Here is a 14541-nt window from a genome sequence, read left to right on the forward strand (position 1 = left end):
GAGGGAAGAATGAAACGAACATGCTCGCTGTCCTTTATCGACTCAGAACTTCAGCTCAGAAGATGAACACACCGCGGCCGCTGGCCACCACCGGTCGGCAAGCGTTATCGGCGATCTCGGCATTGGCGGTGTGGTAGGAAGCCTCGGGTGGAGAACGGCTCGCTCAACCAATAAGGGGCCGCATCCTTCATCCGCCGAGGGCGGAGGTTGTGTTTCGCATGCTCGGTCGACCGCGGGACACAGCGGCATCTGCGACGAACGGGTCAGCACCTGCAGGACATTGATTCAATCGAATAGTCATCTGATCTCTCGGAGCCGGTGGGTGCAACACGAGCATGGTCGTAACGGGGTCTTTAGTGGCGGCACGGGACAAGAGCAAGAGTTTTGCAAACCGCTTCACTCTTCTCACTTGCGGTGTGGCTTGCGACGATCTGACTTGCGTGCGCTTACTCCGCTGAAATCAGCGGCCGCTATCTATGCTCGCACGCGAAGGTGGATTGCGACGCTGTTGGAGATGATCTGCACCGCAACCTGACGCAGCGTTCGGTTCACGCATTTCTTTCAGCGCAAATGTTGCGATGCAGTTACAGCAATTCGCGCGGACGTTGTTGAGACGCATGAGGCTCGGGGCACTGAAGAGATGAGAGTAGAAATGAAGAACTTGTTGCTTGCGACTGTGAGCATTGTGGGGCTTGGCGCGTTGGTGCCCGCATTCGGCTCGGATCTGGCTGCGCAGCCCGCCAAGCCTCTCTACACCAATGCTCCGCGGCCTGTCGCGGCTGCAATCTACGACTGGAGCGGCTACAACGTCGGTATGAACGGCGGCTTTGGTACAAGCTCGAATTGCTGGGATTCCGATGGTGGCAAGCCTGAGGGCTGCCATGACGCCACCAGCGGAAGCGTGGGCGGGCAGATCGGCTATCGATGGCAGACGGGCCCGATCGTGCTTGGTGTTGAAGGCCAGGGGAACTGGGCTCATTGACTGGTTGGAATCCCAGCGTTGCTTTTTTGGATATCAACCAGACCAAGATTGATGCGTTCGGCCTGGTAACGGGGCAGATCGGTTATGCCTCGACAACGTACTGCTTTACGCCAAAGGCGGCGCCGCGGTGACGAGCAATACGTTTCGGGTCATCTGGACGACGGGCGAGTTAGGTTGGAGAAAGCAAGCACGTTCTTTGGGGCGGCGCGTTGGCAGCCGGTTTCGAGTACGGCTTCGCACTCAATTGGTCGATTGGATTCGAGTACGCACACCTGTTCATGCGGCCAACCATGGTGGGCTTCACCGAGCCCGCTGGTGGGGTCGACCGCATCCGCCAGGATCTCGATCTTATGACGGCAGGGCTCAACTATAAGTTTGGCGGCCCGATTCTTCTCAAATACTGATCTATCGTTCAAAAGGTGGATCGAAGGCCTTGGCCTATGGGCCGGGGCCTATTTTGGTGCGCCAGGCAGGCGCGGAGCGCCGCGACTGGCGCGGTTGACCGGCTTTCAATTACCCATAACTTTCTCCGCTTGAGCTGATCCGCTGATCAGCAAAACCTTGAAGAATCAATTGTGATTCCTTGCTGAGCACCTGATGCGCGAGGGGGGCTCTATGGGGCTCACATTGAGGGATCGATCGGCAAAAGGCCGTTTGCGATTTTTAGGCGGTGAATGTTGGATTGATCGCGAGACTAGTGGATGCCAGTTTAGGGACGCGCGGCTCGGCGACAGATTCCGCTGCTCACGCAGATTGGAAGCGCCATCGGAGAAAGTATTCCGCTCGTCTGCCAATTGGGCGAATACCAAGGCAGCTTATCACTTCTTCTCTAATGACCGGGTCAGCGAAGCGGACATTCTGGCGGGCCACTTTCAATCGGCGCGTGAGCGCACGATTGCCGCCGGCGGTCCGGTTCTAGTGCTCCATGATACGACCGAGTTCAGCTATCAAAGATAGAACTCCGACCGATCGGAATCACGAAGAGCATAAACAGCGGCCGGGGACAAGGCGGGCTGCCTGAGGTCGCACGCGGTTTGCGGCATCCTGATGCACTCGAGCCTGGCGGTGACGACTGAAGGGCTCCGCTTGGGCTGGCCGCCGTCAAATTCCGGACCCAGAAGAAATTCAAGGGCCGCCGCGCTCAAGAAGACTAGGATCCAGGTTCAATTGAGCCAATATTCGACGAGAGCGGCAAGATGCGCAGCGGCCAAGAAATTCCGGCCGAGCTTGTCGCACCGCGGGGCGATGCGCCGCAAGTCCTTGAGCCTGCAAAAGCAGTGTTCGAGACGTTTCGGCCTTTGTAGGCGCATTTGTTGAAGCGCTGGATGGCAACACGGTCAGATTTTTTAGGGATTACGGGTTTCGCGCCGCGATGAATGATTTCGCCGCGAAGCTTGTCGCCGTCATACACTTTGTCGGCGAAAAGCGCACTGATAGGTGGCGCGAGCGCCAGGACTTCGGGAGCCGCTGCGATATCGGCACCCTGGCCTGCCGTCAGATGCAGGACGACCGGCTGGCAAAGGGATCGCTCAGCGTATGGAGTTTCGTCGTGCGGCCTGCGCGCGAGCGGCCGATTGCTTGATTGTGCTCCCCCCTTTTCCGCCGGAGGCACACCGGTGAGCTTTAATCGAGGTCGAATCGAGCGACAGCACAACCCCATCTTTGCCAGGCTTGGCCAGCGCTTCGAAGATTGCGCAACATCGTCCTCGCTTGGCCCAGCGATCAAGCGATTGTAGATCGTCGTGTAAGGGCCATTGCTGTGGAAGGAAAATTGAAAACAGCAAGTGTGAATATGGTTGGCTGCGGTCAACCGATCGGCGGAGCGGTGAGGAGGCGGTTTGATCGGCCGCCGGTTGATCGGGCCGTTGCTTTTGCTGCAACATGGTTAGGGTTGGTGGGGCATAGTATGTTGCAAGCTCCAGTCCGCACTGAAGGAAATTCAGCATCCATCGAACGTTCGAATACGCCAAGCACGACACTGCACGGCCCTGTGAAATATCCGCAACGTGCCGCTAAGTCCCGATCTATCTCAGTATAGGCAAGAGCCTCAAAATGTTCGACGACTGACCTTGACCGGCCATGCGAACAGCGCCGGCCACGCAGCTGTGTCGGTTCTTGCACAATCGATGTCATCGCTTGCGCGCCGCAGCCGACCTGCAGCACCAGACCATGATCCAGGCGGCGACAAATGCAAAAAATCACAAGCCAGAAGACGTCTCCGCGTGCATTAGTCGCGGGTGCCATGCAGATCGCACGTCTACTACAACATCCGGTAGATGCCAGCGCTGACGAAAGGGTGGCGTTTTTGTGCGGTAACCCACGCGCGCTCGTGGTGCGCCATGACGCAGTGAGCCGGTCGGTTCAATTTAACGACAAGCTCATTGCGTTCGCGAAGCATTGGGGCTTCCGTCCTCGCGCCCGCGCTGCGTATCGGGCGCGCACGTAAAGCAAGATGGAGAATGGCCTCGGCTACGTGAAGAAGAACGCGATCGCGGGTCATTCATTTGCGGGTTGGTCGGACCTCGACCTGCTTTGCAGGGTGGCGGCAACCAAGCAGGCCAGCACCCTGCGCTCTGACATCGCCGTCATCGCTCGCGAAGCGCTGATGCGGCTCGACCAAGAGATCATCTGTGGCGCGGGCAGCGTGCAATGGCGTGAGCCAACAACCGCGGAAACAGACGAACTCCTGGAGAAGCGTCAAGGCGGTGTCGACAGCATGACGTGAGTCCGCGGGACCACTGACCCGGACCCCGACTGACCACAGCTTCACCTTTCCGCCACTGGAAGAGCATAAGCTAATCGCAGCGCTTCGGCACGACTACATCAGGGCACCCTGCGTCGTCCGGTGCGCTCTCATCTGGAATGGCTCCGACCGCCCCAGCGCGCCCTGAGGCGCGGCGTGACTCAAGCTGCTTCCACATGACAATTTGAATTTTGGAAGTTCTTGCTTGGTGGTTGCGCGACCATTGGAATGTTTGTGCACTCGGTCGCGACCTTGGAGACATATGTTTCTTTCTTCCTTTCACGGTTGACAGTTTTCTCTTGTCCTCCATACGAAAGCATGGTCCCCAGGATGCGCGTAATACTCAGCCGCGTCGCTCGCAACATCGGATTACCGTTCGCCTAGTTGATGGAACGTATCAAAAATGAGCCACGCTTCGGAAGTGTCAGTTGAGCGGGTCACAATTCCAATCTTGCAGCGGTGGAAGCAGGAGCGGCGGCGTGTCACCATGACCACCGCCTATGATGCGGTTACGGCAGGCATCGCCGACCCAATCGTCGACATCATTCTTGTGGGCGACAGTGTTGGCAATGTCTGTCTCGGATTCGACAACACGTTGCCGGTCAGCATGGCAATGATGAACCATCATCTGGAGGCTGTTGCACGCACAAGGCCCCGTGCCCTGCTCGTGGCCGATCTGCCGTTTCTTAGCTTTCACCTTGGTCCGGAGGAGACGATACGCAACGCTGGAGGGTTCCTGCAGCGAGGCGCAGATGCCGTGAAACTCGAGGGCGGGGCCAAACGCGTGGAAATGGTGCGTGCCTTGGTCGATTGCGAAATTCCTGTCATGGGCCATCTCGGCCTCACCCCGCAAAGCGTCAATGTCATGGGCGGATTCAAGGTGCAGGGCCGGAACGCCGATGACGCTTTACGGCTGCTCGATGACGCTCACCGTCTGCAGGAGGCCGGATGCTTCGCGTTGGTGCTTGAAGGCATTCCGGCCGAGCTAGCCCAGCGAGCGACCGCATCGCTATCGATACCAACCATCGGAATCGGCGCGGGTCCCGACTGCTCGGGCCAAGTGCTCGTATTCCATGACGTGCTGGGGCTAACCATAGGTCATCGGCCCAAATTCGTTCGCGCCTATGCAGATGGTTTTCAGATGTTACAAGAGGCGCTCTCGCGCTGGGCTGCCGATGTCCGCACCGGTGCGTTCCCGGCGCCGCAGGAGTGCTATCGGCTTCCTGAAAGCCTGAGTCACATTATCGCAACCTGGGCTCCTCCCAACCCAACCTGATGTAAGGTGCAACGATGCAGACAATTACCACGGTCGCTGAGCTTCGTCGTGAGCTCGGGGCGGCTTGCAGCGCGGGCAAACGCGTCGGGTTAGTGCCTACAATGGGGTATTTGCACGATGGCCATCTGGCCCTGGTCGAGGCGAGCCGAGCGCAATGCGATGTCACCGTAGTTAGCATTTTCGTCAATCCGACTCAGTTCGGACCAAACGAGGATCTCAGCAGCTATCCTCGCGATTTCGTGCGCGATGAAAAATTGTGCCGCGATGCCGGTGTTGCGATTGTGTTCGCGCCGGGTGCACAGGAGGTCTATCCGGCTCAATTCGAGACCTTCGTCGAGCCGGGCGAACTGGCGAAACCACTCTGCGGGGCTTTCAGGCCTGGGCATTTTCGGGGCGTGGCGACCGTCGTGTGCAAGCTGTTCAACATGGTGCATCCGGCCGTCGTGTTTTTCGGGCAAAAGGATTTTCAGCAATGCGCGGTCGTGCGTCGCATGGCGACAGATCTCAATCTTCCCATCAAGATCGTCACAGTGCCAACCGTTCGGGAACCGGACGGGCTCGCGATGAGCAGCCGCAATCGGTATCTCAGCAAGGAAGAACGTGGGCGAGCCGTTGCCATCAGTCGTGGACTGTTCGCCGCGGCGGAAGAATTCCGCGCAGGAGTGCGCGAGGTGGAGAAGCTGATTGCGATCGCCGAGCGGCAACTTGAGACAGTTGATCGGCTGCAATATCTTGAACTTGTCGACGGTGACACGCTCAAGCGCGCCGAGAGTCCCCTGCGGTTTCCGGCGGCGCTCTGTGTCGCAGCCTACGTTGGTTCGACCCGACTGATTGACAACGTCCTACTGGGACCACCAACTCCGTAGCGCAATTCAGAACCAAATCGATAAACTATCTTCTCGTTATAATCCACGGATCGGCCGACCGATTCACCTTTTCAGGCCGTGGGCCCAACCCAGCGATTTGAGACGGTGCAGGTCCCCGCAACCACTGATGCTTGCGATAGCAAGCCATCCAGAGCCCCGGCCTCCGAAAAGAAGTCGGGGTTTTTCTTGCCCGCCGCAAAGCGCAGGATCGCGGCCAGATCTCCGCGCAATATGATCGCCAGCTCTTCGCCATTGGGGACGAGCGTCACCTGATCGACCAACGTGCGGCAAACCTCCGCTGCTTCGGCTCTCTCGCCTTCACTTTGCAGGCTCTCGTACAGGGCGGCCACGCGTTGATGGTAGATCTCCGCCATATTCGGATGGAGGAGGGGCGGCGGCTCCTCCGCGTTCGCAAGGAGGTCGACCAACTCGGCCTTGCGCTCTTCCAGAGCACCAATCTTGTCCTTCAACTTTGCCCCCGGTACACCCTCAAGGATAGCTTGTACCCCCTTATCCAACTCGCGCTCAGTCCGCTCGAGCTCGCGCCTTTGCGCCTCGATATCGGCTCCGCGCTCGATCCTCAGCCGATTAACCTCCCGGGTAAACTCTTGGCAGAATTCCTTAAACAATTCGGGTTCCATGAGATGCGTGCGGAGGCCGCTCAATACGGACGCCTCCAGCGCGTCGCGCCGGATGTTCAAGCGGTTATTGCACGTTCCCTTGTTGCGCGCCGTTGCGCAGCCGAGCAGGTGCTTCGAAATCATCGTGTACCCGCCGGCGCAGCATCCGCACTTCACGAGGCCGGCGAAGAGGTATTGGGCCGGCGGCGATCATTGAGCCTGTTCTCGCCGGGTGCTGACTGCTCGTAGGCGAGCGTCTGCTGACGCGCCTTGACCGCATCCCATCTTTCCCGATCGACAATGCGCAGCTCGGGGACTTCTTGGATCACCCATTCGGATTCGGGGTTCAGCCGAGAAACGCGCTTTGCGGTATCCGGGTCTTTGAGATAGCGAAGCCGATTCCACACGAGGCGGCCGACATAGAGCTCGTTGTTGAGGATGCCAACGCCGCGCTTTGGGTTGCCGTGAATGGTCGATGGTCCCCATTCAGCGCCCTGTGGTCCGGGCACACCGTCGCGGTTCAGCTCGAAAGCGATTGTTCGCGAGGACTTGCCGGCAGGTAATCTGCGAAGATACGTCGAACGACAGCCGCTTCGGCTCCGTTGATTGTGCGGTCACCTCGGAGCAGCTCTCCATTTGCGGCGAACTGTTTGACGACATCATAACCGAAGCAGAGTCCGCCGCCGGACTTTCCGCCCTCGACGCGACCGCGCAAGCCTCGTCGCGTCTTGTCGGCCAAGTCCTTCAAGAAAAGGGCGTTCATCGTGCCCTTCAGTCCGACGTGGAGATGCGTGACGTCTCCTTCCGAGAGGGTGACAATCCGTACCCCGGCGAAGGCCATGCGCTTAAAGAGCCCAGCAATATCTTCCTGATCGCGGCTGAGGCGGTTCATCGCCTCGGCAAGCACAACCGCAAACTTTCCGCGCATAGCGTCACTGATCAGTTCCTGGATACCAGGGCGAAGCAGCGATGCGCCGGAGATCGCTCGATCCGTGTAGCTGTCGGCCACTGTCCAACCTTGCTTCTCAGCGTGGAGGCGGCAGAGCCGCAACTGATCTTCAATCGATTCGTCGCGCTGATTGTCGGACGAGTAGCGGGCGTAAAGTGCGATCTTCATGACGCCTCCTTAGTCCGGGAGACGGTCATGCTTCCGGCTGTTGGTTTCGGCTCGAACGAAATCCCGCGCGGCTTGCCGGGCGAGCAATCGCACCAGATTGAGAAGGCGAGGATCAGGGTTGGACGCGACGGATGCAACCGTGGTTCCGGGCGCCGCATCGACGACCACGCGAAGCTTTTCGGCTGTCGTTCCTCTCGCTCGCGCCACCGCCGCGTCCTCGCCATTGCCCGGAGATCGCGAGTTACACTTCCAAGACAAGGAAAAACTTCTCGTAATATCAGTGTGTTGCATCGTAGTCGCGCGCTGATCCGAGATGAGAAGCGTAGCAAATCGGGCTGGCGCAAAGCCGAGCGTACAGCAAACATTTCCGTGATGGCGTGTCCAAACCGCCCATTTCCTTGATCGCGACGTGACGCACATCTCCGCCCTCTTTTTATCTGTGCCGCGCTCGGGATTACAAGAGCCGCGGCCTTGCAGCGAGCCGAAGATTCGGCTATATATCCAGATATGGAGGTGATCAGTGAGCAAGAGCGCACAGAAAAGGGCGATCGAAAATTACCGATCCCGGCTGACGAAGCGTGGCATTGTGCGGTTCGAACTCCAAGCCCTCGAGACCGATCGCGACCTCATCAGAGTGCTTGCGCGTAAGCTGAGCGAGGAAGGGCCAGAAGCTGGTAATCTCCGACGCACGGTTCAACAGGCCGTTTCTGGCGAGCCCCCCAAGCCCGGAGGCATCTTGAACGCATTGCGTCGCTCACCACTTGTCGGCGCCGATCTCGACCTGACGCGCCCGCGCCAAGAAGGGCGCCAGGTCGATCTGTGACTCGCTATCTTCTCGACACCAACATCATCAGTAACGCCGTCAAGCCGCAGCCGTCAGAGCCGCTAATGGCTTGGATGGCAGCACAGCGAGATGAGGATCTGTTCATCGCATCACTTACGATCGCGGAAGTCCGGCGCGGCATCCTGGAGAAGCCGAGCGGTAAAAAGCGCGCAGCGCTTGATGCCTGGTTCTCTGGTCCGGAGGGGCCTCGAGCTTTGTTCGCGGATCGCATCCTGCCGTTCGACGAGAATGCGGCCCTCATCTGGGCGGAATTGATGGCGGAAGGAAGAGCCGTCGGCCGGCCACGCAGCGGGCTCGATATGATCGTCGCTGCCGTCGCCAGCGCGAACGATTGCAGCGTGGTGACAGACAACGAGAAAGACTTTGCCGGCGTCCAGATCATCAATCCGATGCGTGGACCGGCGTGATGCAACGAAAGACTACGGCTTCCGCTTACGGCGCTTTCTCGATCGCCGCGATAATGCGATGTGCCGGACCGCCCAACACGAATGATGCGGGGGAAGCGTATCTCCGCAATCGCGGCATTACGTCTTTGGACGAAACCGGAAGTCTGCGTTTTCACCCGCGGTGCTACTACAGGCCCGACGACCACAGTCCGACCGAGACCTGGCCGGCGATGATCGCCGCCGTCACCGATCTCTCCGGCCACCTGACCGGCGCGCACCGCACCTGGCTTGACCCCGACGGCTTCAGAGAGAAAACGCTCGGCAAGGCGCGGATCGACACCCCGAAACGGGCGATGGGCGACCTGCTTGGTCACGCCGTTCGATTTGGCGTAGCTGATGAAGTCATAGCAGCCGGCGAGGGCATCGAGACGATGCTGTCGCTCCGCAGCATCCTGCCGACGATGCCGATGGTCGCAGCCCTCTCGGCGGCGCATCTCTCCGCCATCCTTCTCCCGGACACGCTCCACCGGCTCTACATCGCCCGCGACGACGATCCTGCTGGTGACGGCGCCATGGCGACCTTGATCGACCGGGCGCAGGGGGCCGGGATCGAGGCGATCGTGATCTCGCCACGGCTTGGCGACTTCAACGAGGATCTTCGCCTGCTCGGATTTGACGCCCTTCGGGCCACGAGCCGCGTGCAGATCGCGGCGCAGGACGTCGCACGCTTTATGGAGCTGGCGGCATAGCCGGAACGAGGGACGAGGGGCGATGCGCCGCTTCGTTATACCACGAGGCCGTTGGTCCTGCTTCCCCTCGGCGGCGGAGAGGACCGCACCCACGGACTTCTGAGAGGGCGATCGGGCGGCAAGCGGTCCGGACCGGCAACCTCGTGGGCCGACTATTTTCCGTCGGCGGCAGAGCCGCCTTTACACCGCGAGGCAAAATAGTCGGCTCCCTTCGGTCCTCCGCCAAGGCTGCGGCCCTCCGCTGCGCTGCGGGTGCAAGTCCGTTCCGCCTGCCGCTTTCGTCGCCATGAAGGCCGCGATGGGCGGTCGATCCGACGAGGGAAAGCCGCGATGACTACCGACCACGACAACGATTTCGAGCCGCACCAAAGCTCATCCCCGACCGATCAGGTCCTCCAGGAACTCCAGCTCTATGGCTACTGTCCCTTCCACGATGAGCCCGATCCCCGGAAGCTCCCTGAAGGGCGAGTCTTCGCCGGCAGCATCGCCGATATCTTCGATGCCCTGGTGGTGACGCTGTCCGATACCCGTCTTGAGCCGGACCTCGAAGACCTGCTCTGGTCGACGGCGAACGTCTTCCATCGTGCCGTCGACAGGATCGAGCGCGAGCTCGACGACAACGAGCTGGCGCAGCAGCGCTCGCAGCGGGAGCAGGACGGCAGCGAGATCAAATCCGTCGAGCTGGAGCGATTGACGGCGGAAGGGCAGACGCTGATCGAGCGACGCAACGCCTTCGAACTGATGCGCGACCAGGCCGCCGACGAGTTCGAACGCCACACCCATTCCGCCTGGCGGCCGCGCAACGGGTCGAAGGTCAACCACCGCAATCTGACCTCGGCGATGATCGACAGCCGCGATTTCCTCGCCGCGAAGAAGCGCGCCGACAACCAGGTGCTTCTGCCTGCAGGACCGAAGGTGGCGCTGACCGGTGGACTTGACTTCAATGATCACCGGTTGATCTGGGCTAAACTAGACCAGGTGCATGCCAAGCATGCGGACATGGTGCTGCTGCACGGCGGATCGCCCAAGGGCGCCGAGCTGATCGCCGCCAAGTGGGCCGACAATCGCAAGGTTTCGCAGATCGCCTTCAGGCCCGACTGGACGAAGCATGCCAAGGGCGCTCCGTTCAAACGCAACGATGCGATGCTGGAGACCCTACCCATCGGCGTGTTGCACTTCCCCGGCACCGGTATTCAAGACAATCTCGCCGATAAGGCCAAGAAGCTCGGAATCCCGGTCTGGAAATTCGGCGGCGCGTGAGCGATGCCGCATCTTCCCTCCGGCTCGCTCAATGCCGCTGATTGTGCAACGAGCCGCGGCCCGCGCGCATCGGCCGTCGCTTGGCATCAGTCTCGCTCAGATCACAATTTCGATTAAGGCTCCCACTCACGTCCCGTGCGCGGCCTTGATCACTTCTCTGACCACGCGGGCGGTGTTGGCGATTGTCCATCCTTGCAGAGCGGAGGTCTGCCGTACCTCCTCATCGGTCGCTGCGAGGACTTCCTTGCTCAATGAGTCGAGCAGGCGGGCCAAATCGAGAGCAGGGTGCCAGCGTGTCATCACTTGCTCCAGTTCTGTTGATGGCGCAGCAAGGTGCGTCGCATCCGCCGTCGCGTCGTGTCGTAGTCGAGCTCGGACATATCGTAGACCCTGCAAATCTCCCTGACCGCCAGGCCGTCAGCCATGCCCGCGATGATCTTCAGCGCTAGCGGATCGGCTTCGAACAGCCGATAGACGTTGGCCAGCGTCTGTGCGGCGGCAAGGACCCGCTCAGGATCGGGCACCTCATCGGCTTCCTCACAGGACCAGCTTCGCTGGTCCGGATCATCGCGGCTCACAAGTAGCCTTTGCTCGAGCCGCGCACGCCGCCAATGGTCGTTGCAGATGCTGCGCATGACGCCCGACAGGAACGCCAGGATGGGGACGTCGGGCGGCCAGGGGCGCGAGCCGTCGAGGGCGCGTGCAATCGCTTCGTGGAGGATGTCGCTCCAGCCGAGTCCTCCCGGCAAGTCGCGGCTCCACAGCCGCGCCAGAGCTTCTAGTCGCACGAGGTCGACGTCGGACATTGCATCGATGGCGGACGCGACATCAGCCGCGTGGGCACCCCGGTCATCAGCTTTGGGAGCTATCGTCAATGTTTCCATGGTCACACGATATATGCGCTTCACCGAGCCCAGTGCATGGACGACACGTTGGCAGCGGCGCGCCGCTGGTATGCAGAAGACCTGCGATACAAAGTCCCGGTCCAGCGCAACCCCCATGTGATCGAGGCATTTGCGTCTGTTCCTCGCGAGCAATTCGTGGGCCTTGGGCCGTGGCGCATCATCTCGGACCCGTACAGCGACGCATTCCTGACCCCCGATACCGACCCGCGCTGGGTCTATCATGACGTTCTCGTGACGATCGACGCGAGCCGCAATCTCAACAATGGGATGCCCAGCTTCTGGGCGCGCAACTTGGAGCATCTCGACATCGCGCGGGGCGAACGCGTGCTCCAGGTCGGCGCCGGGACCGGGTACTATTCCGCGGTACTGGCCGAGATTGTCGGCTCCACTGGTCGCGTGACGGCGGTTGAAACCGACCCAATGCTGCCCTCGCAGGCCCGGGCGAACCTCGCGACCTGGCCGCACGTCGATGTCATCTCGGGCGATGGCCGGACGGTGGACGTCGGCGAACTCGATGTGGTCATCGCATTCGCCGGATCCACCCACCCATCCCGGCGCTGGCTCGATCGCCTTGCCGAAGGCGGCCGGCTTATGATGCCGCTGACCGATGAATCCTGGAGGGGCTTTCTTCTCCATGTGGTCCGGCGTCGAAACCAGTTCGAGGCCTCTTCGATTGGTGCCGTGTCTGTTTATCCTTGCATGGGTGGACGCGACGAGAATGCTGGAAAACGTCTGCATGCCGCGCTCGAAGGCCTGCCGCCTGGCAAGGCTCCGATTCGCGCGCTGCACGTCGGTGATCCCGGCTCCGACGATGCAGAAAAGGTCTGGTTTCAAGGAGCCGGATTTTGGCTGGAACGCGAGCCCGTCGATGCGAATGCCGGCGCTCCGAATTGATCGGAAAGGGTTTTGATAGTGTGAGACACTCTCACGCTGGAGCGCATCAGTTGTTTGCCACCCGATCCAACTCTCTGAAACAGGTCGTCCGTTCAGACAAGCCGCCGGTGTCTATTTGTGATTCGTCCCATCGAAACGGATGTATCCTAATTGCCGTTCTAGGGCGGCCAAAGCTAGGCGGGCGAACTCTAATTTCGCAGTCGCCTCCACCAGGGCGTTTCGCGCTTCGTCAGACCGCGCAACGACTGTCGCGCCGGTCTCGAATAGGCTGTCCTTGAGATTCGGCGCCGCTTCGCCTCGCATGGCATGACGCAAATCGACGAGCGTGCGCGTCAGTGCTCGATGCGCGTCGGAATCCTCTCGTTCCAGATGTTCCACCCGTGTGAGGGCCCCGCGATATTGTCGCATCGCAGCGACGACTTTGCTTTCGAGATCGGTGTTACCGCTCATCCGCCCTTCTCCTCGCGAATGTTTGATAAATTTGTGCAAGCCTGAAACGAGCAAAAATTAGGCGGCTCGTAGGCCGTGAGAGAGACAAGATGAAGTCAATTGGCTTGAAAATTAGGCCACGTACTCATCTGTGGACGCCCCGCGAGATGCAAGCGATTTTTGAAGAAGATCGGCACGTAGTCGGATGCTGCCATCTGTCCGGCCTCTGATGGTGCAGCGATGAAGCTGCGGGCCCGTATGGGAGTTCGCGGACCGGAACCAAATCATAAACGCGTGCTCTGGGCACGATGAGTACACCTGGTTCTTCCGGCCCCGTCTCGCCGACTGTTGCGCCATACCCTCCTTCGACCGACTACATCTCTGACGACCTCAGGCCCCCCAAGATCAAGCCTTGGCTGAGACCGGAGCCGAGCTCATTTTGCTGAATTCGGTATCGGGCAAGGCCGGCAAAGAGTGGATGGTCTGGTGGACTTGCTGAACGATGAGGAGCTGACGCTACCGACCCATGCCCGCATCGCAGTGACTGTTCTTGTGAACCAACTGAAGGAATTGGACCGGCAGGCCGAGGCCATCGAGCGTGAGCTGGCTGACATTCAGAGAGTAAATCCGATGGCGAAGTTGCTGTCCTCGATTCCCGGCATCGGTCCCATAACGGCCACGGCCCTCGCCGCGACCGTGCCGGACCCGACCATGTTCCGCTCCGGGCGAGAGTTCGCGGCTTGGCTGGGCCTGGCGCCTAACTTGACCTCCACCGGCGGGAAAGACCGGCTCGGCCGCATAACGAAGCAAGGCGATTCCTATCTCCGGCACTTGCTTGTCATCGGGGCACGCAACGTCGTTCGGTATGGTCTGTTCATACTGGCAGAGTAACGAACTTGAAAAAGCGCAAGCAAAAAAAGACCCCGGCATTTTTCTGCCGGGGATTTCACTTCAGACAAAGTTGGATCAGAAGTCCATGCCGCCCATGCCGCCGCCCGGAGGCATTGGGGGCGCGCCGGTGTTCTTCTTCGGCAGCTCGGCGACCATGGCCTCGGTAGTGATCAGCAGCGCCGCCACGGAGGCAGCGTTCTGGATCGCGGTGCGCACGACCTTGGTCGGGTCGATAATGCCCTTGGTGACCAGGTTGCCATACTCGCCCGTCTGCGAGTCGAAGCCATAGGCGTACTGCTCCTTCTCCAGGATCTTGCCAACGATGACGGAACCGTCTTCACCGGCGTTGATCGCGATCTGGCGGGCGGGAGCCGACAGTGCCTTGCGCACGATCTCGACGCCGGTCTTTTGATCGTCGTTCTTGGTGCGCAGCCCCCTGAGCTGCTCGGAAGCACGGAGCAGGGCGACGCCGCCGCCCGGGACGATACCCTCTTCCACAGCCGCGCGGGTCGCATGCATCGCGTCATCAACGCGATCCTTGCGCTCCTTCACCTCGACCTCGGTCGCGCCGCCGACGCG

15 protein-coding genes and 4 pseudogenes are annotated in these 14541 nt (G+C 60.3%); 11 read left to right on the forward strand and 8 right to left on the reverse strand.

Going from position 1 to position 14541, the window contains the following annotated elements:
* The first annotated feature begins 652 nt into the window (after positions 1-652).
* Positions 653-1386 (forward strand): annotated as a pseudogene (locus tag AC0L3K_RS38885) (outer membrane protein).
* A 211-nt stretch (positions 1387-1597) separates the two neighbouring features.
* Complete coding sequence (locus AC0L3K_RS38890) at positions 1598-1939, forward strand: transposase DNA-binding-containing protein (protein ID WP_374762392.1); 342 nt, start codon at positions 1598-1600, stop codon at positions 1937-1939.
* Positions 1940-2145: 206 nt separating this feature from the next.
* Here the strand turns inward: AC0L3K_RS38890 and AC0L3K_RS38895 are convergent.
* Positions 2146-2735, reverse strand: a pseudogene (locus AC0L3K_RS38895) (IS5 family transposase); the annotation flags it as partial.
* 699 nt (positions 2736-3434) lie between these two features.
* Here AC0L3K_RS38895 and AC0L3K_RS38900 point away from each other — a divergent pair.
* The 3 genes from AC0L3K_RS38900 (at position 3435) to panC (ending at position 5867) form a co-directional block, all read left to right on the forward strand.
* A complete protein-coding gene (locus AC0L3K_RS38900) occupies positions 3435-3707 on the forward strand; it encodes a phosphoribosyl-dephospho-CoA transferase MdcG domain-containing protein (protein ID WP_374762394.1) in 273 nt (90 codons plus the stop codon).
* Positions 3708-4128: 421 nt separating this feature from the next.
* Positions 4129-5001 carry a 3-methyl-2-oxobutanoate hydroxymethyltransferase gene (gene panB / locus AC0L3K_RS38905; RefSeq protein WP_259219193.1) on the forward strand — a complete coding sequence of 291 codons (873 nt, stop codon included), beginning with the start codon at positions 4129-4131 and terminating at the stop codon, positions 4999-5001.
* A 14-nt stretch (positions 5002-5015) separates the two neighbouring features.
* Positions 5016-5867, forward strand: coding sequence for a pantoate--beta-alanine ligase (panC, locus tag AC0L3K_RS38910; RefSeq protein WP_473266262.1), 852 nt, complete (start codon positions 5016-5018; stop codon positions 5865-5867).
* Positions 5868-5938: 71 nt separating this feature from the next.
* Here the strand turns inward: panC and AC0L3K_RS38915 are convergent, their stop codons facing one another.
* The 3 genes from AC0L3K_RS38915 to AC0L3K_RS38925 are packed head-to-tail and all read right to left on the reverse strand — an operon-like array spanning position 5939 to position 7604.
* A complete protein-coding gene (locus AC0L3K_RS38915; RefSeq protein ID WP_259219195.1) occupies positions 5939-6631 on the reverse strand; it encodes a zinc ribbon domain-containing protein in 693 nt (230 codons plus the stop codon).
* Positions 6632-6660: 29 nt separating this feature from the next.
* On the reverse strand, positions 6661-7023 hold the full coding sequence (locus tag AC0L3K_RS38920; protein WP_374762396.1) for a recombinase family protein: 363 nt from the start codon (positions 7021-7023) through the stop codon (positions 6661-6663).
* Positions 7008-7604: a recombinase family protein gene (locus AC0L3K_RS38925; RefSeq protein ID WP_259219197.1), complete on the reverse strand. Its 597-nt coding sequence runs from the start codon at positions 7602-7604 to the stop codon at positions 7008-7010. The genes AC0L3K_RS38920 and AC0L3K_RS38925 overlap by 16 nt, the downstream gene beginning before the upstream one ends.
* Positions 7605-8124: 520 nt before the next feature.
* Here AC0L3K_RS38925 and AC0L3K_RS38930 point away from each other — a divergent pair.
* The 4 genes and pseudogenes from AC0L3K_RS38930 (at position 8125) to AC0L3K_RS38945 (ending at position 10843) form a co-directional block, all read left to right on the forward strand.
* Positions 8125-8427: a hypothetical protein gene (locus AC0L3K_RS38930; protein ID WP_219682286.1), complete on the forward strand. Its 303-nt coding sequence runs from the start codon at positions 8125-8127 to the stop codon at positions 8425-8427.
* Entirely contained in the window at positions 8424-8855 is a 432-nt protein-coding gene (locus AC0L3K_RS38935; protein WP_219682287.1) for a type II toxin-antitoxin system VapC family toxin, read from the forward strand. The genes AC0L3K_RS38930 and AC0L3K_RS38935 overlap by 4 nt, the downstream gene beginning before the upstream one ends.
* A gap of 5 nt (positions 8856-8860) precedes the next feature.
* Positions 8861-9583: pseudogene (locus tag AC0L3K_RS38940) on the forward strand (DUF7146 domain-containing protein); the annotation flags it as partial.
* A gap of 330 nt (positions 9584-9913) precedes the next feature.
* The gene (locus tag AC0L3K_RS38945) at positions 9914-10843 is read left to right on the forward strand and encodes a DUF2493 domain-containing protein (protein ID WP_259219198.1); all 930 of its coding nucleotides are present in this window, start codon (positions 9914-9916) and stop codon (positions 10841-10843) included.
* Positions 10844-10969: 126 nt separating this feature from the next.
* Here AC0L3K_RS38945 and AC0L3K_RS38950 read toward each other — a convergent pair whose 3' ends face one another.
* Positions 10970-11143: a hypothetical protein gene (locus AC0L3K_RS38950; RefSeq protein ID WP_259219199.1), complete on the reverse strand. Its 174-nt coding sequence runs from the start codon at positions 11141-11143 to the stop codon at positions 10970-10972.
* Positions 11143-11649 (reverse strand): RNA polymerase sigma factor, encoded by a 507-nt coding sequence (locus AC0L3K_RS38955; protein ID WP_219682289.1) that lies wholly within the window; start codon positions 11647-11649, stop codon positions 11143-11145. Before AC0L3K_RS38955 ends, AC0L3K_RS38950 begins: the two co-directional genes overlap by 1 nt.
* A gap of 114 nt (positions 11650-11763) precedes the next feature.
* Here AC0L3K_RS38955 and AC0L3K_RS38960 point away from each other — a divergent pair, with 114 nt between their 5' ends.
* Positions 11764-12642 carry a protein-L-isoaspartate O-methyltransferase family protein gene (locus AC0L3K_RS38960; RefSeq protein WP_473368053.1) on the forward strand — a complete coding sequence of 293 codons (879 nt, stop codon included), beginning with the start codon at positions 11764-11766 and terminating at the stop codon, positions 12640-12642.
* A gap of 111 nt (positions 12643-12753) precedes the next feature.
* Here AC0L3K_RS38960 and AC0L3K_RS38965 read toward each other — a convergent pair whose 3' ends face one another.
* Positions 12754-13092 (reverse strand): hypothetical protein, encoded by a 339-nt coding sequence (locus AC0L3K_RS38965; protein ID WP_473357371.1) that lies wholly within the window; start codon positions 13090-13092, stop codon positions 12754-12756.
* A gap of 408 nt (positions 13093-13500) precedes the next feature.
* On the opposite strand from AC0L3K_RS38965, the pseudogene AC0L3K_RS38970 reads away from it, so the two are divergent.
* A pseudogene (locus AC0L3K_RS38970) lies at positions 13501-13938 on the forward strand (transposase); the annotation flags it as partial.
* Positions 13939-14037: 99 nt separating this feature from the next.
* On the opposite strand, the gene AC0L3K_RS38975 reads toward AC0L3K_RS38970, so the two are convergent.
* Positions 14038-14541, reverse strand: a 504-nt coding sequence (locus AC0L3K_RS38975; protein WP_473368054.1) for a TCP-1/cpn60 chaperonin family protein, incomplete at its 5' end; no start/stop codon positions are given.

The organism is Bradyrhizobium sp. MI1.10, from assembly GCF_055811035.1.